This is a genomic window from Bradyrhizobium sp. LA2.1, from assembly GCF_040547725.1.
In the GTDB taxonomy this organism is placed as follows: domain Bacteria; phylum Pseudomonadota; class Alphaproteobacteria; order Rhizobiales; family Xanthobacteraceae; genus Bradyrhizobium; species Bradyrhizobium barranii.
Window position 1 is genome coordinate 1 of record NZ_JBEPQI010000034.1, and the last position, 26,610, is coordinate 26,610.

A 26,610-nucleotide genomic window follows, 5' to 3' on the forward strand; every position below is an offset into this window, starting at 1 on the left:
ATCATCGACTTGGCGAGCGGAAAAAGTGTCGGCTATGTCCCCGAACACCCGTCGGTCATGTCCCCGGGCTGAACATCAAGCCGGGCGATGACAGCTGGGGGTGGGGCGAACTCGCGGCGAGCTTGACTACGGCGTCGTCCGCATCATCGGTCCCAGCATCTCGTGCACGTCATAGGTCATGACCGCGAGCAGGGCTGCGAGCGCGAGATAGGCGCCGCCATATTCGAGCTTGGTCTGGAGCGGCACGCCGTAATAGGCGACGTTCTCCGGCGCGTGCGGATCGTATCGCCAAGCGCTGATCAGCTGCGGGGCCGCCAGGATCGCCACGATGAGCAGCATCGGGCTCGGCCGATACAGCATGACCGCAATCAGGATGGGCATGCCGACGAACCAGATTCGCGGGCCGAGGACGGCCGTCACCCGGCCGCCATCGAGCGGTGAGATCGGCAGCAGGTTGAAGAGATTGAGGAACAGCCCCGCATAGGAGATCGCGAGCAGGAGGGCGCTGTCCTCCGATCTCGCCCACAGATAGACCGCGAGCGCCGCCGCTGTTCCGACCACCGGGCCCGCGATCGCCACATAGGCCTCCGTCTCGACATCGACAGGCTTGTCCTTGAGCGCGATCCAGGCACCGACGAATGGAATGAAGGTGGGCGCGCCGACGTCGAGGCCGCGCTGCCGCGCGGCGACGTAGTGCCCCATTTCGTGCGCGAACAAGAGTGCGATGATGCCCGCGGCGTAGCGCCAGCCCCAGATCGTCGCGTAGACCGCCAGAGACAGCAGCATGGTGCCGCCGCTGGTGGCGAGCTTTCCCCATTTCAGTCCGGAGAACAGCAGCAGGAAAAGCGTCTTCATGCGGCGCCGCCGGCGGAATCGTCGCGCGGCTTGCGGCGGAAGAATTTCATGACGCCGGCACCGGCCACTGCGAGGCCGAAGATGATGACTTTCGCGAATTTCAGCACGAAGGCGAGCGCCAGGGCGAACAGGCCGAGCTTCTTGGCGGCGACGCCGCCGACCAGCGCAAGCAGTCCGTATTCGGCGATGCGGTCGGTCGAGGCGCTGAAATCCTCGTAACGCTTACCGGATTGATAGGAGAGGTTGGCGAGCAGCTCGTGCGCCGCCCCCTTGTCTGTTGCGATCCGGCTCGAGTCCGACAGCAGGTTCAGGCTGAAATACCCGTCGCGCCCCAAAGCGTAGGTGTTGTAGTTGACGTCCTTGCGCGCGTCGTCCGGTGCGCCCTTGTCCTTGCCGAGGATCGACCAGACCAGCCGATGCGCCACGGCATCATATTTCGGCGGCTCGATCCAGCCGATCACCTCCATCTCGGGAAATCCGCGGGCGGCGCGGTCCTTGTTGGACTCTTCGACACCTTCCTTCAGGTTCTTCAGGAGGTCGTCGGCGTTCCAGTCCTTGGCGGCATCATCCTTGATGTAGCCTTCCTTGATATAGTTGATCACCACCAGCCAGCGGTCGTTCTGACGGGTGCCGAGCACGAGGCCAACAAAATTCGTTTCGTGAACCGTGTTGCCGAGCGCGCGCATCACCCGCGCCGCTTCGGCCTTCGGCACGAAGAAGTCGCCGGCCGGGATTTTCAGCGTCGCCTGGTCGATCAGGGGAATGTCGGCGGGGCCGGCCGTGCCCGCATTGCCGGCCGCCTGCCATGCGGCGGCCAGCTCCGCTTTGCGCGCTGCCTCGCTGGACGGAGCGTTTTGCGAGAGGCCGGGCTGTGCCCCGAATATGACGGACAGAATGATGCCGACAGCGGCGATGAATTTTCTCACAAGATTCCCCAGCGATCAGTGCACCGATACCCGGTGTTGCCGGCACTGTAGGATAACGATATGCGACAAAATAGAGCAGCCATAGGTTGCGGTCGACTATCTCGCGGGTTGTTGCAAATTTGGCGCGTCGGGGCGATGGCAGATGCTTTGTCCTCTCACTGTCATTCCCCGCGAAAGCGGGGAATCCAGTACGCTGCGGCTTCTCGGTGAATCACTGGTGTCTCGGATTACTGGATCGCCCGGTCGAGCCGGGCGACGACACCGAGTGAGTGGCGGGCAGCGTCGCACCCTTGAAAACCAGTGCGCTCACGCGCCCTCACTTCTCCGCCAGATAGACCTCGCCCAGCAGCGACGAGTTCGACCACGGCACCTGCTTGTTCTTCGTGCTCGAGACCACTTCCGCCCGCACGCGCGTCAGCATCTGTTGCACCTCCAGCCCCGGCGTGCCGAGATGGCGGGAGAGGGCGGCGGAGAACGGCGAGTTGGCGCCTTCGCCGTCGAGCGCGACCTGGCCCGGCGCGGTGGCGAACGCGATCAGCGTGCCCGCGCCCAGCGTTGCACCGGCGCCCAGGCTCGTTGGCGCTGCGAGGCCCGAAGCGCCCTCGATGCCTCGGTTGGTGCCGGCGGCTGCGACCTGCTGCGCCATCGGATTGTTGCGGCAGGCATCGAAGATCAAAATGTTGGTGCGGACCTGGTCGTCGAGGCCGGCCATGATCGTGTCCATGTCGATCATCGCCTCCGTCATGCCCGCGCCGGGCTTGAGCTCGACGTCGACGGGGATGAGATAGTTGCGGCCGTCGACCTGCACGCCGTGGCCGGCATAGTACACCAACGCGACCTGTGCCCGCGCCGCCTCGCGCAGGAAGTCGCGCGTCACTCTCTGCATCGCTGCGCGGTCGAGATCGATGCCCTCCGACACCGTGAAGCCGATGTCGCGCAGGCTCCTGGCGACGGCGCGCGCATCGTTGGCCGGATTGGGCAGCGCTTTCACATGCGCGTAGGCGCCATTGCCGATCACCAGTGCCAGGCGCTTGCCAGGCGTCGCCGGGGCAGGCGAGGGCGCAGGCGCCGCGCCCGTTTGCTGCGGGGCCGGCTGCGTCACCGGTGACGGCGCATCGCGCGGGATGGGGGTGAGCGCATCCGTCACCAGCGACAGCCGCACCTTGGCGGTCGCCTGGTTGGCCTTGCTGCCGGCATCGGACGCCACGATCGCCAGCGTCGCCTTGTAGTCGTCGCGCGCATGGGCGTAGTCGCCCTTCGCCTCATAGGCCAGCGCGCGGTGGATATAGCCGGAGATCAGCACGCTGTTCGGCGGCGTCATGATGTTGACGGGCGGTTTTTCTTTCGCAAGCCGGATCGCCTCGCTGCCGTCGGCAATGGCGCGATCGAGATCGCCCCGCACGCGCCAGATCGCGGTGCGATTGATCAGCGGCTGCGGCAGTGTCGGGTCGAGCCGGATCGCCTGGTTGATGTCGGCAAGTGCGCCGTCGAGATCGCCGAGCGCCTCCTTCGCGATGCCGCGGTTCTGGAACGAGAACGTCGATTTCGGCTGCAGCTTGATCGTGGCATCGTAATCGGCAATGGCCTTGGCGTAGTCGCCCTTGCCGCGCCAGGCGTTGCCGCGATTGTGGAAGATGGTGCCATCAGGCGGGCCGAGCTTCAGCGCGTCGTCGAAATCGGCGATCGCGATGTCGTAGTCGCCCTTGTCGTAATAGGCCGATCCCCTGAGATTGTAGACCGCCTGGCTCGGCTGTAGCCGGATCGCCTCGGTGGTGTCAGCGATGACCTTCGAATAGTCACCCTTCTTGTTCCAGCCCACCGCGCGCCAGAAATAGATCGTCGCGAGCTGCTCGCCTTTGAACACCTTCAGCGCCACGATCTTGTTGCAGGCGTCGATCATCTGGTCTGGCGGCGTGGTGTCGGTGGTGCAGAGCGGCCCGAGCTGGCTGCGCGCCTGCGCCAAGGCGGGCGCGGCCCACATGTTTGCCGTGAGCAGGCAGAGCGCGACGAGCAGGCGGCGCATGGCGATGGTCCCTTGAAGGAGAAGCGCTTGTTTGTTGCCCGGCGGTGCGCCGGGGTTCACGCGCTCGTCATTGGACGTGGGGTAAAGCCAAGAGAGGGTATTCCCTCAGTGGGCAGATTTTGCTACGACGCTGGTCCCAACAGTTCTGCCCACCGCTTTCCCACTCATGAAAAACGACGAAATCCTCAGCCAAATCACCGAGTTCTGCCGCAAGGCGGACATGGCGGAATCGACGTTTGGCCGGCGCGCGGTGAACGATGGGAAGCTGGTCCATCGCCTGCGCGAGGGAAAGCGCATCACGATCGACACGCTGGAGCGGATCCAGGCCTATATCGCCGCATCGACGACTGGCGGCCTGCCGCCGCCGCGGGGGCTCCAGGTGCCGCCGGAAAAACGCGATCCGCGCGGTAATTTCCGCTTCTTCGAGAACCGGCAAAAATACCTGCTATTCGTCCATACCTGCAGCGAGAAGCGGGTGGTCGCCGAGCGCGTGGCGCTGGAGCTCGCCAGCATCCATCCGCGCCCGCCGGCGCTGCGTATCTTCGACGCGGGGGTCGGCGACGGCACGGTGCTGGCCCGGGTGCTGCGCGCAACGCACCAGCGCTACCCGCACATGCCGTTCTACGTCGCCGGCAAGGAGCTCAGCCTCGAGGACCTCCGGCTGACGCTGGAGAGGGTCCCGGACCGCATTTTCGAGCATCCGGCGTCGGTGTTCGTCTTCACCAACATGTTCTACTCCGAGGCGCCCTGGCTCACGCCGGCATCGCCCGCGGCGGCGGCGGCCACCGTCTGGCACGAGGTTCCGCTACGGGGCGCCTCGTCGGGCGAGTTCGAGCAGCAGATCGCCGAGTTGAGGCCGTTCCTGGAGCAGAACTGGCGCGCCGCCATCAGCCCACGCACGGCCATGCCGCTCTACGAACGGCCCGTCGTCCTGGTGCTGTACCGCGAGGACCAAAGGTTCCTGCTGGATTCGACCATTCCGCGGCCGGGCCAGACCGAGGCCAATTTCGACCTGGTCATTGCATCCCAGCCCTACCGCGCCCTGTCCTCGGTCAATTTCCGGGCAAAGCGGATCATTGCACCGCTGGCGCGGGCGCTTCGGCCGGGCGGGCGGCTGATTGGAATCCACTCCCATGGTCACGATCCCGGCATGGAAATGATCCAGGCGATCTGGCCTGGAGAAAATCCTTTCGCGGTCAGCCGTCATGAGCTATTGCGCGCCGTGAAGTACGAGCTTGGGTCGTTGGGCCGGGACCTAAATTTTAATGCTTATGCGGACAACCGTTCGATCTTCAGGTATGATATGGAAGCGCTGCCCAACGAGGTGACGGGTACCATCGGAACCTCGACGGCCTTTGCAGCGTGGAATGCGGCGGTGTATGTGGCGCAGATCGAGGACGACCGATTGACAGAAATGACTCAAAACGGCCGCACTCTGGATGCCGCCCGGGACGTGCTGCGGAAGTACAACGGGCTCTGGTTTCTCGACGAGTCCTACGTCATCTCGCGACGGCGTGATTGACATAATCCAAGGTTAAACATCGCAAACGCCCGCCAGGTTAACGGCGGAACAAGGGGTTACTGATGCGCGCGTCCTATCTCTTCACCAGCGAATCCGTGTCCGAGGGTCATCCCGACAAGGTCTGTGACCGGATCTCCGATGAAATCGTCGATCTGTTCTACCGCGAAGGGCCGAAAGCCGGCATCGATCCGTGGCAGATCCGTGCGGCCTGCGAGACGCTCGCGACCACCAACAAGGTGGTGATCGCCGGCGAGACCCGAGGTCCCGCATCCGTCACCAACGAGCAGATCGAAGGCGTCGTGCGCGCCGCGATCAAGGACATCGGCTACGAGCAGGACGGCTTCCACTGGGAGAAGGCCGACATCGAAATCCTGCTGCATCCGCAGTCGGCCGACATCGCGCAGGGCGTCGATGCGCTGCAGCCGGGCGAGGTCAAGGAAGAGGGCGCAGGCGACCAGGGCATCATGTTCGGTTACGCCACCAACGAGACGCCTGATCTGATGCCGGCGCCGATCTTCTATGCCCACAAGATCCTGCGCCTCATCTCGGAAGCGCGTCACTCCGGCCGCGAGAAGGTGCTGGGTCCGGACTCCAAGAGCCAGGTCACCGTGCAGTACGAGAACGGCAAGCCGGTCGGCGTGCGCGAGATCGTCGTGTCGCACCAGCATCTGGTCGAGGACATCTCGTCGAAGCAGATCCGCGACATCGTCGAGCCCTATGTCCGCGAGGCGCTGCCGAAGGACTGGATCACGCCGAAGACCATCTGGCACATCAATCCGACCGGCAAGTTCTACATCGGCGGTCCGGACGGCGATTCCGGCCTGACCGGCCGCAAGATCATCGTCGACACCTATGGTGGCGCAGCCCCGCATGGCGGCGGTGCGTTCTCCGGCAAGGATCCGACCAAGGTCGACCGTTCGGCGGCTTACGCGGCGCGCTACGTCGCCAAGAACATCGTCGCGGCCGGTCTCGCCGATCGCTGCACCCTCCAGCTCGCCTACGCCATCGGCGTCGCGCGTCCGCTGTCGATCTACATCGACACCCACGGCACCGGTAAGGTGTCGGAGGACCAGCTCGAGATGGCCGCCGCCAAGGCGATGGATCTCACCCCGCGCGGCATCCGCAGCCATCTCGACCTCAACCGCCCGATCTACGCGCGCACCTCGGCCTACGGCCATTTCGGCCGCACGCCCGACAACGAGGGCGGCTTCTCCTGGGAGAAGACCGACTTGGTCGAAGCGCTCAAGCGCGCGCTCTGATCACCAACGTCGTTCCGGGGCGCCGCGACAGCGGCGGACCCGGGATCCTTATCCATCATGTCGAGATTCCGGGTTCGCCTTTCTAAGGCGACCCGGAACGACCAATTCAACAACAGGACCTCCGCTATGAATGCGAAGCCCGGCTTCACCGACTACATCGTCAAGGACATTTCGCTCGCCGACTTCGGCCGCAAGGAACTCTCGCTGGCCGAGACCGAGATGCCCGGCCTGATGGCCACCCGCGAGGAGTTCGGCCCGAAGCAGCCGCTGAAGGGCGCGCGCATCGCCGGCTCGCTGCACATGACGATCCAGACCGGCGTGCTGATCGAGACGCTGGCAGCCCTCGGCGCCGACATTCGCTGGGTCTCCTGCAACATCTATTCGACGCAGGACCACGCCGCCGCGGCGATCGCGGCCGCCGGCATTCCCGTCTTCGCGGTCAAGGGCGAGACGCTCGCCGAATACTGGGACTACACCGCAAAACTGTTCGACTGGCACGGCGGCGGTCACCCGAACATGATCCTCGATGACGGCGGCGATGCCACCATGTACGTCCATCTCGGTCTGCGCGCCGAGAACGGCGACACCGCGTTCCTCGACAAGCCCGGCTCCGAGGAAGAGGAAGTCTTCTTCGCGCTCCTGAAGAAGCAGCTCAAGGAGAAGCCGAAGGGCTACTTCGCCGAGATCGCCAAGAGCATCAAGGGCGTTTCCGAAGAGACCACCACGGGCGTGCATCGTCTCTATGACATGCAGAAGGCCGGCACGCTGCTGTGGCCGGCGATCAACGTCAACGACAGCGTCACCAAGTCGAAGTTCGACAACCTCTATGGCTGCCGTGAATCGCTGGTCGACGGCATCCGTCGCGGCACCGACGTGATGATGTCGGGCAAGGTCGCGATGGTCGCGGGCTTCGGCGATGTCGGCAAGGGCTCGGCCGCGTCGCTGCGCCAGGCCGGCTGCCGCGTGATGGTCTCCGAAGTCGATCCGATCTGCGCGCTCCAGGCCGCGATGGAAGGCTACGAGGTCGTGACCATGGAAGACGCCGCGCCCCGCGCCGACATCTTCGTCACCGCGACCGGCAACAAGGACATCATCACGATCGAGCACATGCGCGCGATGAAGGATCGCGCCATCGTCTGCAACATCGGCCACTTCGACAACGAGATCCAGATCGCGGGTCTGCGTAACCTGAAGTGGACCAACATCAAGCCGCAGGTCGACGAGATCGAATTCCCCGACAAGCACCGCATCATCATGCTGTCGGAAGGCCGCCTCGTGAACCTCGGCAACGCGATGGGCCATCCGTCCTTCGTGATGTCGGCCTCCTTCACCAACCAGACGCTGGCGCAGATCGAGCTTTTCGCCAACAACAAGGACGGCAAGTACAAGAAGGAAGTCTACGTGCTGCCGAAGTCGCTGGACGAGAAGGTCGCGCGTCTCCACCTCGCCAAGATCGGCGTCAAGCTCACCGAGCTGCGCAAGGACCAGGCCGACTACATCGGCGTGAAGCAGGAAGGTCCGTACAAGTCGGACCACTACCGCTACTGAGATCGCATCCAGCTGCGACACGAAGGCCCCGGAGCGATCCGGGGCCTTTTTTTGTAGACTCATTGTGCTACGCTCGGAGGTAGAGCCAAAACAAGCCCGCCACTTCTGAAGCGGGTGGCCGCGTTTCCCACGTTCATTGTCAAATGCATATGGAGGGAATGCGATGTCCAGCGAAGCCAACGTTCAGTTGCTCAAAGAAGCCTATCGTCGGTGGAACGACAGCAAAGGCGGGAGCGTCGACTATTGGTTCGACAGCGTCATCGGCCCGCAGATCAAGTTCGACTCGCTTCCGCAGGGGGCTCCGGCGGTGCCCTTTGCCAAGTGTTATGACGACCGCGCGCAGCTTCGTGGCTATTTCGACGGTCTGCTGGCTGACTGGAGCATGCAGTACTACACCATGAATGAATACGTCGCGCAGGGCGACGCTGTTTTCGCGCGCGGCTCATGTGCCTGGACCAACAAAAGGACCGGGAAGATCGCTGAGACCCCGAAGGTCGATTTCTGGCGTTTCAAGGATGGCAAGGCAGTGGAATTCTACGAGTATTTCGACACAGCCCTTGTCTACGGCGCTGCCACCGCCTGACGGTTGCAATTCGGCACGGCGTCGCCCATCCTGTGCCGGGGAGAACGCCATGGCCAAAGCCGCAGAACATTTCGACGTCCTGATCGTCGGTGCCGGCCTGTCCGGCATCGGCGCGGGCTATCATCTTCAGGGCAAGTGCCCGGGCAAGAGCTACGTTATTCTGGAAGGGCGCGACTGTATCGGCGGCACCTGGGACTTGTTCCGCTATCCCGGCGTCCGCTCCGACAGCGACATGTTCACGCTCGGCTATTCCTTCAAGCCGTGGACTGATCCGAAGGCGATCGCCGATGGCCCGCAGATCCTCGACTATGTGCGCGAGACTGCGGCCGAGAACGGCATCGAGAAGCACATCCGCTTCCGTCATCGCGTCAAGCGCGCGGCGTGGTCGACGCCGGACGCGCGCTGGACCGTCGAGGCCGAGCGCATTACGGGCGAGGGCGCAACCGAGCTCGTGCGCTTCACCTGCAATTTCCTGTTCATGTGCTCGGGCTATTACAAATACGAGGCGGGCTATACGCCGGAGTTCGCGGGCGTGGCGGATTTCGCCGGCCGCATCGTGCATCCGCAGAAATGGACAGAGGACATCGACTACGCGGGAAAACGCGTCGTCGTGATCGGCTCGGGCGCAACCGCAGTGACGTTGGTGCCGGAGCTCGCCAAGAAGGCGGCGCAGGTCACCATGCTCCAGCGCTCGCCGACCTATGTGGTGTCGCGCCCGGCGCAGGACCCCGTCGCCAACAAATTGCGCCGCAATCTACCGACGCGGCTTGCCTATCATGTTATACGCTGGCGCAACGTGATGTGGGGGATGTTCTTCTTCCAGCTCAGCCGGCGCCGGCCTGCCAAGGTCAAGGAGCTGGTGCTCAAGGGCGTGCAGATGGCGCTCGGCCCCGACTACGACGTCGCGACCCATTTCACGCCGCGCTACAATCCCTGGGACCAGCGGCTCTGCCTCGTGCCCGACGGCGATCTGTTCAAGGCGATCCGCGAGCAGCGCGCCGCCGTCGTCACTAACGAGATCGACACGTTTACGCGCGACGGCATTCGCCTGAAGGATGGCGGCGAGCTTGCGGCCGACATCATCGTCACCGCGACGGGGCTGGTGCTCCAGATCGTCGGCGGTCTCGAAATCAGCGTCGACGGCCGCGCCGTCGATTTCGCCAGCACGCTGACCTACAAGGGCATGATGTACGCCGACGTGCCGAACATGGCGTCGGCCTTCGGCTATACCAACGCGTCCTGGACGCTGAAATGCGATCTCACCTGCGAATATGTCTGCCGGCTCATCAACTACATGGACCGGCACAATTTCCGTCAGTGCATGCCGCACAATGACGACCCTGAAATCACCGCGCAGCCGTCGCTCGATTTCACCTCGGGCTATGTGCAGCGCTCGGTCGCGAAGATGCCAAAGCAGGGCTCGAAGCAGCCATGGCGGCTGTACCAGAACTACGCGCTCGACATCGTCACGTTGCGATTCGGCCGGCTCGACGACGGCGTGATGCAGTATTCCTGATCACGCCGCCACCTGCTTTATGCCTTGCGCGTGGTGAGCGCGAGCCCAAGATCGATCGCAAGCGCGAGCACCACGGCGGCGCCGCCAAGTCCGAACAGGACCAGATAGTCGCCGCCCGTCTGCGCGTAGATCCAGGAGAAGCCGTAGGCTGCCGCCGCCTGGAACAGCGCAAAGCTGGTTGTGGCGTGGCTCCATGTCGCGCGCTGCTGCTCGGTCGAGTGCGGCACGAGCTCGTGGATGCGCCCGAGCACCAGCGGCACGATGCCGGGCGTGAAGCCGCCGACCACCACGCTCGATACGATCAGCGAAACCGGCGCGGTGCTGACGGTAGGTAGCAGCACGGCGGCCGCCTCGATCAGGAACGCGGCGCGCAAGGCCGGTCCGAATCCCGAGCGGTCACCGAGATGGCCGGTAACGAGCGGGCCGACGATGGCGCCGAGACCGTACAGCACCCAGTAGCGCGAGCCTGCCGCAATGCCCTGGCCGAGGCCACGCGCCACGAAGTCGACGATGAAGACCATGTGCGGCACCAGCGCCACCGCGTTGAGGCCATACTGGACCAGAAGCGCGCGGACGGCGGGCGAGGTCTGATGGGACTTCGCGTGATGCGAAGGCGCGGCATCGCTCCTGGCCTCCGCGGGCCAGTTCCACCAGCTCGCGAGCGTGAGCACGGCGGAGAGCACGCCGAGGCCATACCAGCTCTGCTGCAAGCCCTGTTGCAAGAGCAGCGGCACCAGCGTGCCCGATGCAGCGACGCCAAGGCCGACGCCGGCAAAGATCACGCCGCCGACGATGCCGCGCCTCGCGGCCGATACGTGCGGCAGAATGACGGAGGCCGCCAGCACCATGATGATTCCGCCGGTGAGGCCCGACAGAAAGCGCCAGGCGAAAAACCAGGTGAACGACACCGGACTAGAGCTTGCGAAGAATGAGAGGGTGGCAAGCAGCATCATCGCCCGCAGCGCGCGGACTGCGCCGATGCGATTGGCCAGGGCGCGTGCCGCGAGCGCGCCGGCGAGATAACCGGCGAGGTTGGCAGCGCCGAGATAAACGACGTCGGATGCGCTGAACCACTTTGCGGCGATCAGCGCCGGGATCAGCGGCGTGTAGGAAAAGCGGGCGAGGCCAAGCCCGACCAGTGATGCGGACAATCCCGCCACGGCGTACCGCCAAGCCTGCCGCGAAGTCGATTGCGATTCCGATCCCGGCCGCTGATGCGGCCGGGCGTGGTGCCCAGTGTTTGCATTGAGTTCGGTCATGTCATCCTCCTGCGCACACAGTGGCGCGCGGATCATCCTGTCTTTGCGGCGCGGCGGCGCCGGAAGTCCTGCACGGGCAGGCCGCCCCAGCCCCAATTGTCGGTGTCGACTTCCTCGATCACGACGAAGGTGGACTCGAGCGGCTTGCCGAGCACGTCGAGCAGCAACTGGCTCGATCCCTTGATCAGCGCGGCCTTCTCCTCCGCCGTGAGCGACGCCGCTCCCGGCGTCGTTCCTTCGCGGGTCACTTGAATGGTGACGATCGGCATGGTGTTTCTCCGCGCTCAGTGGCCGGCGCTCTGGCCGCCGTCGACGTGCAGGATCTCGCCGGTGACGAAGCTTGCCTGCTCGAGATAGAGCACGGCGCCAACGATGTCGGACATCTCACCCATGTGGCCGACCGGATGCAGCGCGCCGAGCTGGGCATGCGTCGCAACGGGATGCATCGGCGACTTGATGATGCCGGGCGCCACCGCGTTCACGCGGATGCCGCGCCTGGCGTATTCGATCGCGAGCGACTTGGTCGCGGCGTTCAACCCGCCCTTGCTCAGCGAGGCCAGCACCGACGGCACGTTCGAATTGGCCTGATCGGCCAGGGTGGTCGTGATCTGGACGACGTGACCCGAACCCTGCTTCTCCATCTCCGCAATGGCGAGCTGCGTGATGTGGAAAAAGCCCGCAACGTTGGTGCCCATCACCGCCGCATAGTCCTCGGCCGTGTACTGCGTGAACGGCTTTGCGACGAAGATGCCGGCATTGTTGACCAGCGTGTCGACGCGGCCGAAGCGCGCGACGGCCTCCGAGACCACGCGTTCCGCGGTGGCCCGGTCGGCGATATCGCCGGGAACGGCGAGGATGTCATCGTCGCCCGACGGCTTGATGGACCGCGCCGTTGCGACGACGCGATAGTTGCGATCGCGAAAACCCTGGACCAGGGCGGCGCCGATGCCCTGCGATGCACCGGTGATGATGGCGACCTTCTGCTCGATACCCGTGGCTGACTCCTGTTGTTGGCTTTCAGAACCTGCGCCAGCAGCGGCTGGCTCGCGTACTGAGGTACGCCGCGGCGGCCCGGCTGCGAATACACGTTGTCCGGCAGACACTGTTACGTGGTGCGAACGAATGCCGGACCGGCCTTTGGCGGCGGTTGTCGCGGCGGGGGCGAGCGCCTAGCTTGTCACTGGAATTTGATGGGGCGACGGGTAGGCATGGATCGTCTGGATGCGATGAAGGTGTTCGTCCTTGCGGTGGACGAGGGCAGCTTGGCCGCCGCAGGACGCAAGCTCGGCCGCTCGCCGGCGGCGGTCAGCCGCGCCATCGCCTTCCTGGAGGAGCGGGTCGGCGCCGAGCTGCTGCACCGGACGACGCGATCGATCAAGCTGAGCGAGGAGGGCGAGCGCTATGTTGCGATCTGCCGTCGCGTGCTCACCGAGCTGGAGGAGGCCGACGACATCGTGGCCGGACCGCGCACGGCGCCCCGCGGCCTGCTCGCGATCACGGCGCCGGTGGTCTCGGGCGAGATGGTGCTGCGGCCGATCCTCGATGCATTTCTCGATGCCTATCCGACGGTGTCGGCAAAGCTCCTGCTGTTCGACCGTTCGGTCAATCTGATCGAGGAGGGCGTCGACATCGCGCTTCGCATCGGGCCTCTCGCGGATTCGGCGATGGTGGCGATGCGGGTCGGCGAGATCAGCCGCGTCGTCGTCGCAGCGCCACGCTACCTGAAGCAGCACCCGCGCATCGCTGAACCCGGCGATCTCGCCAAGCACCAGATCGTGGCGATGGCGCACCTTCCCAATTCCTGGACCTTTGCGCCACCGGCCGGCTCATCGGCAGCCAGGACAGTCCAGTTCACGCCGCGGCTCGTCGTCAACAGCACCTATGCGGCGGTGGCGTCCGCGGTCGCCGGGCGCGGCGTGGCGCGGATGTATTCGTACCAGGTGGCCGAGCAGGTCGCGCGCGGCGAGCTCGAGATCGTGCTGGCCGACGATGAGGATCCGGAGATGCCCGCGCATCTGATCTGCCCGCAGGGCCGGCTCGCGGTGCCGAAGGTACGGGCCTTCACCGACTTCGCCGTGCCCCGGCTGAAGAAGCACTTTGCGCAGCTCAAGAAGAGCCTCGGTGCACGCTAGACATTGCGGCCGCACAGCGACTGCCAATGCGTTGTTTTGCGTATACGGCCACTCGCCTGAATCGGCCATGCTGCCCGAACGGTTAACGCCGGATTAACCGGTGAGTCCTAGCCTGTCTCGGCCGGGGTTACTCGCAAGGCCGAGGTGAGCCCAATGGAAGCCCAGAAGATTGCGGTCGACGCCGTCGTCGCGCTGACCGATTGCGACCGCGACGCCGTCAGCGCCTTCATCCGTCGGCTCTATCTCGCCGGCGTCACCGACCCGAAGCGCCTGACCTTCAAGGGTCTCCAGGCGCTGTCGCGGGTCTGAGCGGCACGCGCGCAATCGAACCTACTTTGCCCCGACGGTCGGATCGCTGATCCGGATCGAGGTGACGCGGTCCTGCCTCACCTCGAATGAGAAGGGCCATGGCTCGTAAGTCCAGAGCTCGGTCTTCTCCAGCCCGCTCGGCCCGACGTGGAATGGGCCGCCGAACTGCGCCATCAGTTTGTCGGTGCTGTCGCCCAGATTGACCCGGTTGAAGCTGTAGGCGGCGACCGGTGCCTCGCCGCTGATCTGGAGTGCGACGGTGCGGTTCGCTTTCACGATGGCGGCAAGATAGGGAAACTCGCCGGTCTTGCCGAGGAAGTAGACATAGGCCGTCGCGTTGTTCGGTTGCGGCAGCTTGCGGTGTGGCTCGCCGAGCACGGCCTTGAGCGAGGCCTCCGAGATGCCGACGCCGAGCGCGCCCATGCGCTGGCAGGCAAAGCTAAGCACGTCGGGATCGGGCGGGGTGATGCGCTTACCGGCTTCGACCTTGCAGGCGAATGTCTGCCCGACCCGTAGCCACTGGCCGCGCAGCTCCGGATCCGGAGGCTTGCCGCCTTGGGGTGACGGCGAAGTGCCTTGGCCGTTCACGGGTGCGAATATTCCAAGCAGAACCAGCGCGAGCGCGGAGCCCGCCAACGACCGCCACATCCCCAAGACGCACCCCGATTTTCCAACCCTGGAACCAGGATAGCACGCCGCAAACCGACCGCAACGCGGGGATTGGCGACGGGTCGGCTACGATTTCAAATTGTGCGCGGAACGGCTCGGGACGTCCCAATCACAACCTGCGGAACAGCCTCAGGATGCACGCCAATATCTTGCAGCTCGGGCCGGGTCGGAGTAGATGACGTCCCCGGCTGGGTCACTCGGGATTTGGGGAAATGCTGAAGCAGCTTTTTGCGCCGCAACTTGTCATTCTCTATGTGCTCGCGGCTTCGACCATTTACGTTCACTTCCGCGGCAAGCAGCGACTGCGCTTCGCCCGCCAGCTCGGCGATCACTCGACCTATCTCGCGCCCTACAACGTGCTGATGTATGCGGGCTCGGCCGTGCCGAACAAGCCGGTGATCCCGGTCGAGCAGTTTCCGGAGCTGAAGCCGCTCAGCGAGAATTGGGAGACCATTCGCGACGAGGCAGTGCGCCTGTTCGACGAAGGCTTCATTCGGGCCGCTGCGAAGAACAACGATTGGGGCTTCTACTCGTTCTTCAAGAGCGGCTGGAAGCGGTTTTACCTGAAATGGTATGACGACTTTCTGCCGTCGGCGAACACGCTGTGCCCGAAGACGGTGGAGCTACTCAAGTCGATCCCGAGCGTGCATGGCGCGATGTTCGCGATGCTGCCGCCGGGCGGCAAGCTTGGCGCGCACCGCGATCCGTTCGCCGGCTCGCTGCGCTATCACCTCGGCCTCGTCACGCCGAACTCGAACAAGTGCCGCATCCTCGTCGACGGCGTCGAATGCGTCTGGCGCGACGGCGAGGCCTTCATGTTCGACGAGACCTTCATCCACAGCGCGGAGAATGCGACCGACGTCAACCGCATCATCCTGTTCTGCGACGTCGAGCGCCCGATGAAGTACGGCTTCATGACCGCGATCAACCGCTGGGTCAGCCATCACATCGTCAAGGCGTCGGCGACCCAGAACGTGGACGGCGAGAGCGTTGGCGTGCTCAACAAGGTGTTCGGCAAGCTCTATGAGATCCATCTCGGCAGCCGCAAGGTCAAGGAGTGGAACCGCAACGTCTACTACACGCTGAAATATTCGCTGACGGCGCTGATCCTCGGCCTCATCGTAATGTCGGCGCTGCGCTAATCCGCCCAACGAAAAACCCCGGAGCAACGCTCCGGGGTTTGTTTTTGCGGACGTTGCTGCGGCCTCACACCGGCTTGGCGCCGGTATTGATGATCGACCCCACATGCTGGCCGCGCAGCGCCGCGCTGATCCGACCCGGCACGAGACCGTTGACGACCTGCACGCGCGCGATGTGTCGTGCGTTGGCCATCACCTCGAGCAGCGCGGGATCGAACGGCAGTGTGCCCTTCAGCTTCGCAAGATCGGCAAAGCTCGTCTCTTTCAGCAGCTCGGCCTTCTTGCCATCCGCGCCATTGGGATCGGTTGTGTAGACGCCATCGACGTCTTCAACGATCGTGAGGCCCGCCGCACCGAGCGCGTCGGCGAGCAGGAAGGCGCCGGTATCGGCCCGATGCAGCGGGATGCGCGCGGTCGGGAATTCATGATGGTGGTAGGGCGGGAACGCGCTGCCGACGACAGCGCGCGCCGCCTGGAGGTGAATGGCGAGCTGGCTCGCGATGGTCGGGTGCTCGACATAGGAGACACCCTCCGGTGCGAGCAGGCTTGCCAGGATGTGGCCGTTCTGGCCGGCCTCGCTGGCGGCGAGCGGTGCGAGCGAACCCACGGGAAGGCCGAGATCGAGGCCGACGCTGTAGAGATGGCGGGCGCGGATGCCGGCGCCGGTCAGGATGAGCAGGCGATGCTCCGGCAAGAGCGACCGCAGCTCGTCGACGAGCGGGAGGATCGCTTCGTGACCGCGGTCCATGATGCGGCCGCCGATCTTGATGACCTGCAGCCAGGGCAGCAGCTTGATCGGACGGTTGCCGGCGACGGGACGGGTGAGATCGCTGTCGAGCAGAGTCTGGCGCGCGAGCGGCGAGGCGACGTGCTTGATCTGGTTGGTATCAGCCATGACGGTGCTCTCTTCAGCTCGCGGTGATGATGGTGCCGACATGCTCGCCCGCGAGCGCGCGGGTGAGATTTCCGGGGACGAGGCCGTTGATGATCTGCACCTGCCGGACATGGCGCGCCGAGGTGAGGAGATCGAGCACCGGGAATTCGAGGATCGAATCCTGCAGGCCCTTGGCCTTCATCTCCGCCACCGAGATCTTCGGGATGAAGGTCGCGTTCTTCGACGTCTTGGGGTTCGCGGTGTAGAGGCCGTTCTCGTCCTTCACATAGATCATCGCCTTGCAGCCGAACTGCTCGGCGACGAGGAAGCATCCGGCGTCGGTCCGGTAGGGCGGAATCACGCCCTCGGCCGCGGGCCGCATCCAAAGGCTATAGGGCGGCATGCCGCTGAAGATCACCGCACTCACCTCGGCGAGGAACAGCGGCACGGACGACAGCCCGGCGCTGGAGACGGCGGAGATACCGTGCTTGGCCAGCAGCTGCCCGAGCATCGCGGCGTTCTGGTCGGCGACGGAAGCGCCGAGCTGCGACAGCACGCCGGCGGGCAGGCGGAGCCCGGCCGCGATCGAATACAGATGCCGCGCACGGGTACCGGCACCGGTGCCGATCAGGAGCTTGTGGGCCTTGCGGGCGGCGACGATCTCCTCGACGATTGGATAGACCGCGGCACGGCCGCGATCGATCATGCTCTGGCCGCCGATCTTGATGACAGTTGCCTCGGGGAGGATGCGGAAGTCCGCTGCCTTCTCCGCTGCGGCCACAAGCTGTGGGTCGGTGAGCGAGCGCTGCATCAGCAGGCCCTCGAGCTCCGTGATCGTGTTCGACATCCGAGACATCCTCTCGTTTTCTGATGCAGTCTCTGCGGCGGACCCTTCAGCCTCGACCGCGAATCTTGCCGCACACTTCAGTCCATGGCAACAAGGTCGCCGCGATTTAGCGGCCAAACATGGAGCAGGCAATGGCCCCGTTGCCACTTGCGAACACCGAGATCGTGCAATTCTTCCGCGAGTGGTTGGATACCTTCTCAGGCTATGTCCGCGAGGTCGACTACGCCTCGGCGCGGCCGCTCTTCCACCCGGACGTGCTGGCCTTCGGCACGCATAACGATGTCATCCCGGGCCTCGACCAATGGGTTTCGTCCCAATGGAACAACGTCTGGCCGAGGACGACCGACTTCCGCTTCGTGCTCGAGCAGGTCTCCATTCTGGCATCCCCCGACGGCACGATGGCGACGGTGGTCGCGCCGTGGACGAGCACGGGCTATCATCCCAATGGCAGCGCGTTTCCGCGGCCGGGTCGGGCGACGATGGTGTTTTCAAAAAATGGCGACAGCTGGCTGTGCGTGCATTCGCACATGTCGCTCAATCGCGGTGTGCCGCAGGCAAGCCACGCCAATCGGCCGGTGAAGGCCTGGTAGAATGCAAAAGGCCCCGGACATGTCCGGGGCCTTTCGATTTCCAGATGTCGTTCAGCCTATTCCGGCTGGCCGATGCTCACCTTCAGCGTGCCGACGCCGTCGACGCCGCATTCGAGCTTGTCGCCGGGCTGGAGCTGCGACACGCCGGCGGGCGTGCCCGTCATGATGATGTCGCCGGCGGCGAGCTTCACCTGCTGGGAGAGCTGCCAGATGATCTCGGGCACGTTCCAGATCAGCTCGGTGAGATCGCCCTTCTGGGCTTCCTTGCCGTTGACCGTCAGCCAGATCTTGCCTTTGGCGGGATGGCCGATCTTCGAGGCCGGCTGCACTGCGGAGCAGGGGGCCGAGCCGTCGAACGACTTGCCGATCTCCCACGGACGCTCCTTCTTGCGCGAGGCGATCTGGAGGTCGCGGCGGGTGAGGTCGATGCCGACGGCATAGCCGTAGACATGGTCGAGCGCCTTGTCGGCGGGGATGTTGAGGCCGCCGCTCTTCATCGCGACGATCAGCTCGACCTCGTGATGCAGATCCTTGGTCAGCGGCGGATAGGGAATGGTGGCGCCGTCGGGCACCAGCATGTCGGCGTGCTTGGCGAAGAAGAACGGCGGGGCGCGCTCGTCGTTGCCCATCTCGCGGATGTGCTCGAGGTAGTTGCGGCCAACGCACCAGATGCGGCGCACCGGGTAACGGCCGCTCTCCCCGACGACGGGAAGCGAAGCCTGGGGCGGAAGCGGAATGACGTAGGAGGCGGCGTTCATGGAGCGGTCTCGCTGCTCTTGGTGGGGTGAAGGAAACTCTATGCGGTTGCGCTGATCGGCGCCAGAGCGCCGGCGTCGTGATGTTGCAGGCGGAAGAACGAGGCGTAGCGACCGGAGCGGCGGAGCAATTCGTCGTGCCGGCCCTGTTCGACGATCTCGCCGCCCTCGACCACCAGGATCGCATCGGCGTGCATGATGGTGTGCAGGCGGTGCGCGATCACGATGGTGGTGCGGTTCTGACAGAGATGCTCGATCGCCTCCTGCACCTGCCGCTCGGACTCGGAATCGAGCGCGGCGGTGGCTTCATCGAGCAGGATGATCGGCGCGTTCTTGATCAGCGCGCGCGCCACCGCGATGCGCTGGCGCTGGCCGCCGGAGAGCTGCGTGCCGTGCTCGCCGACCGGCGTGTCGTAGCCGAGCGGGAAGCTCATGATGAAATCATGCGCGCAGGCGGCTTTCGCGGCATCAATGATTTGCTCTTCGCTCGCGCCGGGTTTGCCGAAGGCGATGTTGCTGCGGATGGTGTCGCGGAAGAGATAGACGTCCTGGCCGACATAGGCGGTCTGCGCGCGCAGCGATTTGCGCGAGATCGCGCCGATCGACTGACCGTCGATCACGATGTCGCCTTGCGTCACCTCGTAGAAGCGCAGCAGCAGCCCCAGCACGGTCGATTTGCCGCCGCCGGAGGGGCCGACCAGCGCGGTGACTTTTCCGGGCTCGGCAACGAAGGACATGCGGTTGAGGACGGTCTCGCCGGTCCGGTAAGAGAAGCTGACGTCGCGCAGCTCGATCTTCGCTTCGGACAGCTTCAGCGCCGGCTTGTCGTCGTCGGAATGTTCGCTCGCCGGGCTGTCGACGACCTCGAGCAGCATGCGGGCGCCGACCAGCTGGCTGTTGAGGTCGATGTTGAGCCGCGCCAGCCGCTTGGCCGGCTCGGTTGCCATCAGGAACGCGGTCATGAAGGAGAAGAACGCGCCGGGCGTGGCGTTGAGCGCGACCACGCTGTAGCCGCCGTAGAGCAGGCAGCCGGCGACCGCGAAGCCGCCGAGCATCTCCATCAGCGGGTTGGAGCGGTTGGCGACGCGGGCCATCTTGTTGGCGTTGCGCTCGACGATCGCGATGTTCTCGTCGATGCGCTTCTGCATGGTGTCTTCGAGCGTGAATGCCTTCACCGTGCGGATGCCCTGGAGCGATTCCTGCATCGTCTCCAAAATGTCGGCGGTGCCGGTGAACTGGTTGAAGGCGAGGCCCTTGATGCGCTTGACCAGCTTGCGCAGCACCAGCATTGCCGGCGGCACCACGACGAGGCCGATGAACGACATCACCGGGTCCTGCCACACCATCACGCCGATCATCGCGAGCAGCATCATGAGGTCGCGCCCGACGGCGTTGACCAGCATGTTGAGCACGTCGGTGATGGATTTGGCGCCGGCGGTCAGCCGCGCCAGGAATTCAGACGAATGCCGTTCGGAGAAGAAGCCGACGCTCTCGCGCATCAGCTTGGCGAACAGCTGGCGCTGGTTGGTGGCGAGGATCGCGTTGGAGATCTTGGTCAGGATCACCATGTGGCCGTAGGTCGCCACGCCCTTGATGAACAGCAGGATCACCGTGATGCCCGAGAACATCGCGATGCCCGGGATGTTCTTGTCGACATAGGCCTGGTTGATGACCTGGCCGAGCACGTAGGTCGCGCCCGCGGTCGATCCGGCGGCAAGCGCCATCAGCGCGAAGGCGACGAGGTAACGCCGCCAGTAGATGATCCCCTGTTCCGTGACCAGGCGGCGAATCAGGATTGCCGCCGTATAGGGATCGTCGGTGATTTTCTTTGGAAACTGAGCCATCCGGTGTCCATTGACGGGGCAAGGAAAAGCCTGCCCGCGCGTCAGGGATCGAAGGGCCTCTGTGCCCGCTAAAGCCGCGCTTTTCAAGCCCAATTAAGGGCTTGCGCTGGGATGGAATCTAGGCCGAGACGGCGTGGCGGAGCTCGCCATGGCGCTCGCGGAACAGCTTGTCTTCCCAGGCCAGCGCGTGGGCCGCGATGGTCTCGAGGTCGTCGTATTGCGGCTTCCAGTCGAGCAGGCCGCGGATGCGGCTGGTGTCGGCGACCATGGTCATGATGTCGCCGGGCCGGCGCGGGGCGTATTGCACGGCGAAGCTGCGCCCCGAAACCCGGCGCACCGCGTCGATGGTTTCCAGCACCGAATAGCCGCGGCCATAGCCGCAATTGAGCGTCGTCGAGGCGCCGCCATTGCGCAGGTAAGCGAGTGCCGAGCGATGGGCCTGCGAGAGGTCCGAGACGTGGATGAAGTCGCGGATGCAGCTGCCGTCCTGGGTCGGATAGTCGGTGCCGAACACGTCGATCTTGGCGCGCTGGCCGGTCGCGGCCTCGACCGCGATCTTGAGCAGATGCGTGGCGCCGACGGTGGCCAGCCCGATGCGCGCCTGCGGATCGGCACCGGCGACGTTGAAATAGCGCAAGGTCACGTATTGCATGCCGTAAGCGGCGGCGACGTCGTGCAGCATGATCTCGGTCATCAGCTTCGACGAGCCGTAGGGCGACAGCGGCCGCGTCGGCGCGTGCTCCGGCACCGGTACCAGGTCCGGATTGCCGTAGACCGCTGCGGTCGAGGAGAAGATGAAACGGCTGATGCCGCGCTTGACGGCGACGTTGAGCAGGTTGCGCGCGGTCATGAAGTTGTTGCGGTAGTAGCCGAGCGGATCGCGCATCGACTCCGGCACGACGACGGAGCCCGCGAAATGGATGATGCTCTCGATGTTGTGCTGGGCGATCACGCCTTCGACCAGGTTCTCGTCGCCGGCGTCGCCAATGAACAGCGGCACGCCCTCGGGCAGATAGGCCGAGAAACCGGTCGAGAGATCGTCGATCACGACGACGTCCTCGCCGGCTTCCGCCAGCGCCAGGACCGTGTGACTTCCGATATAGCCGGCGCCGCCGGTGACTAGCACAGTCATGATCTCACCCGTCTTCGATCAACGCGCCACGTTAACGTTTGCGCGGTGAAGAGGGGGTTTCGGCAGGCCTGAACTGGTCACTATGCTTAATGTTGCGTATAGGGGGCTTCCGTAACGGAGCATGACGTGGCGAATTCCCCCGGCGATCTCGAAGTGATCGTGCCAAATCTGCACAGGCGCTATTCCGGGGTCACCGCGACCAACCGGATGGTGGCGCCACGGCTGGCAAAGCTCTATCGCGCGGCGTGGTTCGGCTCGGACGCGCCGGAGGGGATTTCGCGACTGAGCGCTGCCGATTTCCTCAGGCTATGGGGCCGCAAGACGCCATTGATCTGGCACGCGCGGCGCAACAACGAGATGATCGCGGGCGTGCTCCTGCGCGCGCTCGGCTGGCCATTGAAACTCGTGTTCACGTCGGCCGCACAGCGGCATCACAGCTGGATCACGCGCTGGCTGATCCGGCGCATGGACGCGATCATCGCGACTTCAGACATCTCGGCCTCGTTCCTGAAGGTGAAGGCGACGGTGATCCCGCATGGCGTTGACACTAATGTCTATGCGCCGCCGCCAGATCGCGCCGCTGCCTTCGCGGAAGCCGCGCTGCCGGGCCGCTACGCGATCGGCTGCTTCGGTCGCGTGCGCGCGCAGAAGGGCACCGATGTGTTCGTCGATGCGATGTGTCGCCTGCTGCCGCGCTATCCTGACTTCACTGCAATCATCGTCGGACAGGTCACGCCTGAGCAGACTCCCTTTGCGAACGATCTGAAGAAGCGGATCGAGGCCGCCGGCCTGCAGTCGCGCATCGTCATCACCGGTGAACTGCCGATCGAAGCGGTGCAGCGCTGGTATCAGCGGCTGACGATCTACGCCTTCACCTCGCGCAACGAAGGTTTTGGTTTGACGCTGATCGAGGCGATGGCGGCCGGCAGCGCGCTCGTCGCCGCGCGCGCCGGTGCGGCCGCGCTAGTGGTCGAGGACGGCTCGACAGGTGTGCTGATCCCGACTGGTGACGCTGATGCGTTGGCCGCCGCGCTCGAACCGCTGATGCGCGACCCGGACGCCGCGCTCGCCATGGGCGCGCGGGGGCGGGCACGGGTGCTGGCGAAGTTCAGCCTCGATGCCGAAGCGGCGCGGATCGGCGACGTTTATCGTCCGCTGCTCTGAACTGCCGCTTTCGCGACCGCAAACAAAAATCTCGAAAACAACCCCATGCAAAGTAGCCGGTGCCAGCGGAATCAACGGGTTGACGGCCGGTGCGATGCGTTGCGGATTTTACGAGGCCGTTTGACACGTCGGGCAAAACAGCGGCACGATGTCATCATCGGCCGCAGTTGCGATACCCGGATCATCCATCCAGGTTCCTTCAAACCGTCGCGGTCGACTTCACATTGGGCAGCGCACATACGGCATTTGCACTGGCACCGGCTCCTTGGAGCTGAGTGTGATATTATTCTCTCCGGAGAATGTCAGGTCGAATGCGACGTCTGAAATCGCGACGCCGTCCGAGCACGACGCGATTATTCGCATATTCGGCCCGTCATCGCGCAACGATTTGACCGTGCATTTTTCAAATGTGCCGGTTACTTGCCTTCCCTGGACGATTAAACCGCCGGCGTGGAGATCAGCATCTTTCTTGAAGGCAAGCCTGTTGTTCTCTTTGGTGAATATTTGGCCACAGGCCGAGGCGTCGATTGTCCAAGCTCCGTTCAAATCCGCAGCCTGTATCGATGCCGATTGCGTCACGAGAAGTGCCAGCGTCACCAAAGGATTGAAGGTCCTCATGAAACTCTCCGACTAAATGGTCAATACTGCCAAATCAGCCTCTTCGACGCCGATGGGGGCGCAGCAAGACGCGCCCCTTCGTATCGGTCTTGAGCAGTATTTGGGTGCGGCGAACTGGCGAAGCTGTTGTTGATCTAAGTCAATAGGCTCTGCAGAGCGCTCGTCTGCTTGAGGCAAAGCGCAGCGTAGCGCGATGACGAGTGCGATCTGTCAGAGCTGGAAAGGCCGCCGCATTTGTCCGGCGGCCTCCGCGCTTGAGTGGCCTGCGGGGCGGCGCCCCAGCTAGAGATCGATGCTAACGGCGATGTTGCGGCCCTGTAGTTGGGAAATCTTCATTCCGTCAGCCTGCACTTGCGCGAACTCCGGGTCGTTTGCCACGGCTTCCTGCACTTTGCCGTAAACTTCCCAATTGGAATAGCGCGTCGCAACCAGCAACTCTCCTGCCCACTGGCCGGTGTGGAAGCGGGAGAGCCGAAGAAATTCGGCGCCGTGTTTCTCAAAGATTTTCTTCGCCTGCCTGACGATCTTGATCATTTCCTCGGGCTTGTCGGTCTTGAAGCGAGTGAATTGAACGATCGGCATGGGGCTACCTCCATAACTGTGTAAAATGTCCAAGAGGCATGTATCGAGCGACGTTTGAGGAGCGAACCTCTTGTTCGAATCTCGATGAAGATTCGTCTTTGTCGACGTGATCTTGGTTCAGCCTTCACAAGCGGCAGCGACGCAGCCTTATCCCGCGAATGAACTGACAACGTCACTGACTAAAGCTGGCGGACGGAAAGACCTGCTGTTGGATTCGCTGCCAGTTGCCCGACCAACGCATGGCGTCAATGAGTTCACACTCCGAGCACCCGCTGCGCGATCGCCACGACCTCGGAAGCCGCGATATCCCGCATGCAGCGGTGGTCGTTCATCTTGCAGATCGTGCTCTGGCAGGGCTGGCACGACAGCACGCTCTTGTCCTGGACCACGGTCGCGGCGAGGCCGTTGAGGGGGGCCCAGAGATAGGGGCTGGTCGGGCCGAAAATGCCCATGGTGGGTGTGCCGAGCGCGGCTGCGATGTGCATCAGGCCGGAATCGTTGGAGATGGCGACGCCGGCCGCGGCCATCGCCAGCACGCCGTTGCGCAGATCGTTGCCGGTGAGGTCCCGCACGCCCGGACCGCCCGCGGCGACGATCTCCTGGGCGAGGCCCTTTTCGGCGGGGCCGCCAACCACCCAGACCTCCAGGCCGCGCTCGGCCAGCAGGCGGGCAGCCTCCGGATAGTAGGTCCAGCGCTTTGAGACGCCGACTGAGCCGGGGGCGAGCGCGACCGCCGCGCCGGCGCTGAGGCCATTGGCCTGCCGCCAGCGGACGATGTCCTCGGCCGGGACCCGCAATTGCGGCACCGGCCATTCCGGGGGAAGGGGGGCACCGTCGGGCTGGGCCAGGGCGGCGTTCTTGTCGATGAACCGGGGCAGCTTCTTCTCGCCCCAGCGCCAGCGGTTGAGCAGGCCGAACCGGAACTCGCCGACGAAGCCGACCCTTTCCGGAATCCCGGCCAGGGCGGGCGCGATGGCCGCCTTCCAGGTCCGGGGCAGCACCAGGGCTGTCCCGTAATTCCGCTCGCGCAGGAGCTTCGCCAGGCCGAACTGGCGGCCAACGGCGAGCCGGCTGCGCGGCAGGTCCCACACGATGCCATCGCGCACGCCGGGCATGTAGTCGACCAGGGGGGCGCAGAGGGAGGTGGTCAGGAGATCGACCGGCCGGTTGGGCCAGCGCTCGTTCAGGACCCGGACAACGGTGTGATTCCGGACGAAATCGCCGATCCACATATAGGGGATGATCAGGATCGGGCGGGTGTCGCTCCGATCTGCATCTCGGCTAAATTGCGAATCTTGATTCATTCGTTAATAGGACCGGGAACGCGCTGATGTGGCGGTTCGGTTACCCGCTCCGGACCTGCAGGTAAAGCCGGGACAGCGCCGACCCCAAAACCGCTTACACTTTGGCGGATCATGCGCTAGGGCAGGACCGGGCCGTGAAAATCGGGCAGGGCAAAACCTGGCAGGGTAGGTGGAATGTTGCTGGTGACCGGTGGGGCCGGTTTTATCGGATCGAATGTCGTCGCCGCGCTGAACGAGGCCGGTCGCAGCGATGTCGTCGTCTGCGATCTCCTCGGGACCGAGGGCAAGTGGCGAAACCTCGCCAAGCGCCAGCTTGTGGATATCGTCCCGCCGGCCGAGCTGCTCGACTGGCTGAAGGACCGCAAGCTCGACGCCGTGATTCATCTCGGGGCGATTTCCGAGACCACCGCGACCGACGGCGACCTCGTGATCGAGACCAATTTTCGCCTGTCGATGCGCCTGCTGGACTGGTGCACGGCGGATGCGGTGCCGTTGATCTACGCCTCGTCGGCCGCGACCTATGGCGATGGTGCCGACGGCTTCGACGACGACGCCTCACTGCCCGCATTGAAGAAACTGAGGCCGATGAATCTCTACGGCTGGAGCAAGCACCTGTTCGATCTCGCCGTCGCCGAGCGCGTCGCGCGCGGCGAGAAGCTGCCGCCGCAATGGGCCGGACTGAAATTCTTCAACGTGTTCGGCCCCAACGAATACCACAAGGGCTCGATGATGAGCGTGCTGGCGCGCCGCTTCGATGATGTGAGGGCGGGCCGTGTCGTGCAACTGTTCAAGTCGCACCGCGAGGGCATCGCCGACGGCGATCAGCGCCGCGATTTCATCTATGTCGACGACGTCGTCCGCGTCGTCATGTGGCTGCTGGCGACGCCGTCGGTGTCCGGTCTCTTCAACGTCGGTACCGGCAAGGCGCGCAGCTTCAGGGACCTGATGCTCGCTGCCTATGCGGCCCTCGGCACCAGGCCCAACATCGAATATGTCGACATGCCCGAGCAGATCCGCGGCAGCTATCAATACTTCACCCAGAGCGAGGTCGATCGCCTGCACCGCGCCGGCTATAACGGCGGCTTCACGACGCTCGAGGATGCGGTGAAAGCCTATGTCGGCGATTATCTCGACCGGCCAGACCGCTTCCGCTGAGGCTT

At 64.4% G+C, this 26,610-nt stretch carries 26 protein-coding genes; 11 read left to right on the forward strand and 15 right to left on the reverse strand.

From position 1 onward, the window contains the following. Positions 1 to 126 precede the first annotated feature (126 nt). The 3 genes from ABIB95_RS41505 to ABIB95_RS41515 form a co-directional block, all read right to left on the reverse strand. The gene (locus ABIB95_RS41505; RefSeq protein WP_354248451.1) at positions 127 to 855 is read right to left on the reverse strand and encodes a site-2 protease family protein; all 729 of its coding nucleotides are present in this window, start codon (positions 853 to 855) and stop codon (positions 127 to 129) included. Beyond that, positions 852 to 1,781, reverse strand: a complete 930-nt coding sequence (locus ABIB95_RS41510; RefSeq protein WP_354121767.1) for a DUF2167 domain-containing protein — start codon at positions 1,779 to 1,781, stop codon at positions 852 to 854. Before ABIB95_RS41510 ends, ABIB95_RS41505 begins: the two co-directional genes overlap by 4 nt. A 316-nt stretch (positions 1,782 to 2,097) precedes the next feature. After that, positions 2,098 to 3,804: a caspase family protein gene (locus ABIB95_RS41515; RefSeq protein WP_354248453.1), complete on the reverse strand. Its 1,707-nt coding sequence runs from the start codon at positions 3,802 to 3,804 to the stop codon at positions 2,098 to 2,100. A 166-nt stretch (positions 3,805 to 3,970) separates the two neighbouring features. On the opposite strand from ABIB95_RS41515, the gene ABIB95_RS41520 reads away from it, so the two are divergent. The 5 genes from ABIB95_RS41520 (at position 3,971) to ABIB95_RS41540 (ending at position 10,232) form a co-directional block, all read left to right on the forward strand. Beyond that, positions 3,971 to 5,326 (forward strand): hypothetical protein, encoded by a 1,356-nt coding sequence (locus ABIB95_RS41520; RefSeq protein WP_028151997.1) that lies wholly within the window; start codon positions 3,971 to 3,973, stop codon positions 5,324 to 5,326. 62 nt (positions 5,327 to 5,388) lie between these two features. Further along, positions 5,389 to 6,585: a methionine adenosyltransferase gene (gene metK / locus ABIB95_RS41525; RefSeq protein WP_166099577.1), complete on the forward strand. Its 1,197-nt coding sequence runs from the start codon at positions 5,389 to 5,391 to the stop codon at positions 6,583 to 6,585. A 126-nt stretch (positions 6,586 to 6,711) separates the two neighbouring features. Beyond that, positions 6,712 to 8,133: an adenosylhomocysteinase gene (ahcY, locus tag ABIB95_RS41530; RefSeq protein ID WP_063982186.1), complete on the forward strand. Its 1,422-nt coding sequence runs from the start codon at positions 6,712 to 6,714 to the stop codon at positions 8,131 to 8,133. A 163-nt stretch (positions 8,134 to 8,296) separates the two neighbouring features. Next, the gene (locus ABIB95_RS41535) at positions 8,297 to 8,716 is read left to right on the forward strand and encodes a nuclear transport factor 2 family protein (RefSeq protein ID WP_071912056.1); all 420 of its coding nucleotides are present in this window, start codon (positions 8,297 to 8,299) and stop codon (positions 8,714 to 8,716) included. A gap of 49 nt (positions 8,717 to 8,765) precedes the next feature. Then, a complete protein-coding gene (locus ABIB95_RS41540) occupies positions 8,766 to 10,232 on the forward strand; it encodes a flavin-containing monooxygenase (protein ID WP_354248457.1) in 1,467 nt (488 codons plus the stop codon). 17 nt (positions 10,233 to 10,249) lie between these two features. Here the strand turns inward: ABIB95_RS41540 and ABIB95_RS41545 are convergent, their stop codons facing one another. From ABIB95_RS41545 to ABIB95_RS41555, 3 genes are read right to left on the reverse strand one after another with little or no spacing between them, the layout of a single operon-like run. Beyond that, complete coding sequence (locus ABIB95_RS41545; RefSeq protein WP_354248459.1) at positions 10,250 to 11,491, reverse strand: YbfB/YjiJ family MFS transporter; 1,242 nt, start codon at positions 11,489 to 11,491, stop codon at positions 10,250 to 10,252. 32 nt (positions 11,492 to 11,523) lie between these two features. Then, complete coding sequence (locus tag ABIB95_RS41550) at positions 11,524 to 11,760, reverse strand: tautomerase family protein (RefSeq protein ID WP_063982190.1); 237 nt, start codon at positions 11,758 to 11,760, stop codon at positions 11,524 to 11,526. Between the two features lie 15 nt (positions 11,761 to 11,775). Beyond that, the gene (locus ABIB95_RS41555) at positions 11,776 to 12,480 is read right to left on the reverse strand and encodes an SDR family NAD(P)-dependent oxidoreductase (protein WP_354248535.1); all 705 of its coding nucleotides are present in this window, start codon (positions 12,478 to 12,480) and stop codon (positions 11,776 to 11,778) included. A gap of 219 nt (positions 12,481 to 12,699) precedes the next feature. Between ABIB95_RS41555 and ABIB95_RS41560 the strand changes: the two genes are divergently transcribed. Next, on the forward strand, positions 12,700 to 13,623 hold the full coding sequence (locus tag ABIB95_RS41560) for a LysR family transcriptional regulator (protein WP_166099557.1): 924 nt from the start codon (positions 12,700 to 12,702) through the stop codon (positions 13,621 to 13,623). 153 nt (positions 13,624 to 13,776) lie between these two features. After that, positions 13,777 to 13,932 carry a hypothetical protein gene (locus ABIB95_RS41565; protein WP_354248461.1) on the forward strand — a complete coding sequence of 52 codons (156 nt, stop codon included), beginning with the start codon at positions 13,777 to 13,779 and terminating at the stop codon, positions 13,930 to 13,932. Between the two features lie 21 nt (positions 13,933 to 13,953). Here the strand turns inward: ABIB95_RS41565 and ABIB95_RS41570 are convergent, their stop codons facing one another. Next, a complete protein-coding gene (locus tag ABIB95_RS41570) occupies positions 13,954 to 14,580 on the reverse strand; it encodes a hypothetical protein (protein WP_354248463.1) in 627 nt (208 codons plus the stop codon). Positions 14,581 to 14,813: 233 nt separating this feature from the next. Between ABIB95_RS41570 and ABIB95_RS41575 the strand changes: the two genes are divergently transcribed. Then, positions 14,814 to 15,743: an aspartyl/asparaginyl beta-hydroxylase domain-containing protein gene (locus tag ABIB95_RS41575; RefSeq protein WP_259256747.1), complete on the forward strand. Its 930-nt coding sequence runs from the start codon at positions 14,814 to 14,816 to the stop codon at positions 15,741 to 15,743. A gap of 64 nt (positions 15,744 to 15,807) precedes the next feature. Here ABIB95_RS41575 and ABIB95_RS41580 read toward each other — a convergent pair whose 3' ends face one another. Together ABIB95_RS41580 and ABIB95_RS41585 are read right to left on the reverse strand one after the other, a co-directional pair. Beyond that, the gene (locus ABIB95_RS41580; RefSeq protein WP_354248466.1) at positions 15,808 to 16,635 is read right to left on the reverse strand and encodes an amino acid kinase family protein; all 828 of its coding nucleotides are present in this window, start codon (positions 16,633 to 16,635) and stop codon (positions 15,808 to 15,810) included. Positions 16,636 to 16,648: 13 nt separating this feature from the next. Further along, positions 16,649 to 17,461, reverse strand: a complete 813-nt coding sequence (locus ABIB95_RS41585) for an amino acid kinase family protein (protein WP_071912068.1) — start codon at positions 17,459 to 17,461, stop codon at positions 16,649 to 16,651. Positions 17,462 to 17,592: 131 nt separating this feature from the next. On the opposite strand from ABIB95_RS41585, the gene ABIB95_RS41590 reads away from it, so the two are divergent. Then, positions 17,593 to 18,051 (forward strand): YybH family protein, encoded by a 459-nt coding sequence (locus ABIB95_RS41590; RefSeq protein ID WP_354248468.1) that lies wholly within the window; start codon positions 17,593 to 17,595, stop codon positions 18,049 to 18,051. A 56-nt stretch (positions 18,052 to 18,107) separates the two neighbouring features. Here the strand turns inward: ABIB95_RS41590 and ABIB95_RS41595 are convergent, their stop codons facing one another. The 3 genes from ABIB95_RS41595 to galE form a co-directional block, all read right to left on the reverse strand. Then, a complete protein-coding gene (locus ABIB95_RS41595) occupies positions 18,108 to 18,809 on the reverse strand; it encodes a fumarylacetoacetate hydrolase family protein (RefSeq protein ID WP_071912070.1) in 702 nt (233 codons plus the stop codon). A gap of 38 nt (positions 18,810 to 18,847) precedes the next feature. Then, the gene (locus ABIB95_RS41600; RefSeq protein WP_354124014.1) at positions 18,848 to 20,650 is read right to left on the reverse strand and encodes an ABC transporter ATP-binding protein; all 1,803 of its coding nucleotides are present in this window, start codon (positions 20,648 to 20,650) and stop codon (positions 18,848 to 18,850) included. 118 nt (positions 20,651 to 20,768) lie between these two features. Then, on the reverse strand, positions 20,769 to 21,782 hold the full coding sequence (gene galE / locus ABIB95_RS41605; RefSeq protein WP_028153516.1) for a UDP-glucose 4-epimerase GalE: 1,014 nt from the start codon (positions 21,780 to 21,782) through the stop codon (positions 20,769 to 20,771). Positions 21,783 to 21,908: 126 nt separating this feature from the next. Between galE and ABIB95_RS41610 the strand changes: the two genes are divergently transcribed. Further along, positions 21,909 to 22,946 (forward strand): glycosyltransferase family 4 protein, encoded by a 1,038-nt coding sequence (locus ABIB95_RS41610; protein ID WP_354248470.1) that lies wholly within the window; start codon positions 21,909 to 21,911, stop codon positions 22,944 to 22,946. Positions 22,947 to 23,165: 219 nt separating this feature from the next. On the opposite strand, the gene ABIB95_RS41615 is transcribed toward ABIB95_RS41610, so the two are convergent. The 3 genes from ABIB95_RS41615 to waaF form a co-directional block, all read right to left on the reverse strand. Next, positions 23,166 to 23,564: a hypothetical protein gene (locus tag ABIB95_RS41615; RefSeq protein ID WP_354218397.1), complete on the reverse strand. Its 399-nt coding sequence runs from the start codon at positions 23,562 to 23,564 to the stop codon at positions 23,166 to 23,168. Positions 23,565 to 23,846: 282 nt separating this feature from the next. Next, positions 23,847 to 24,146 (reverse strand): hypothetical protein, encoded by a 300-nt coding sequence (locus ABIB95_RS41620; protein WP_028153513.1) that lies wholly within the window; start codon positions 24,144 to 24,146, stop codon positions 23,847 to 23,849. Between the two features lie 254 nt (positions 24,147 to 24,400). Then, positions 24,401 to 25,450: a lipopolysaccharide heptosyltransferase II gene (waaF, locus tag ABIB95_RS41625; RefSeq protein ID WP_354248472.1), complete on the reverse strand. Its 1,050-nt coding sequence runs from the start codon at positions 25,448 to 25,450 to the stop codon at positions 24,401 to 24,403. Between the two features lie 174 nt (positions 25,451 to 25,624). On the opposite strand from waaF, the gene rfaD reads away from it, so the two are divergent. After that, positions 25,625 to 26,605 carry an ADP-glyceromanno-heptose 6-epimerase gene (gene rfaD / locus ABIB95_RS41630; protein WP_354248474.1) on the forward strand — a complete coding sequence of 327 codons (981 nt, stop codon included), beginning with the start codon at positions 25,625 to 25,627 and terminating at the stop codon, positions 26,603 to 26,605. The last annotated feature ends 5 nt before the right edge of the window (positions 26,606 to 26,610 follow it).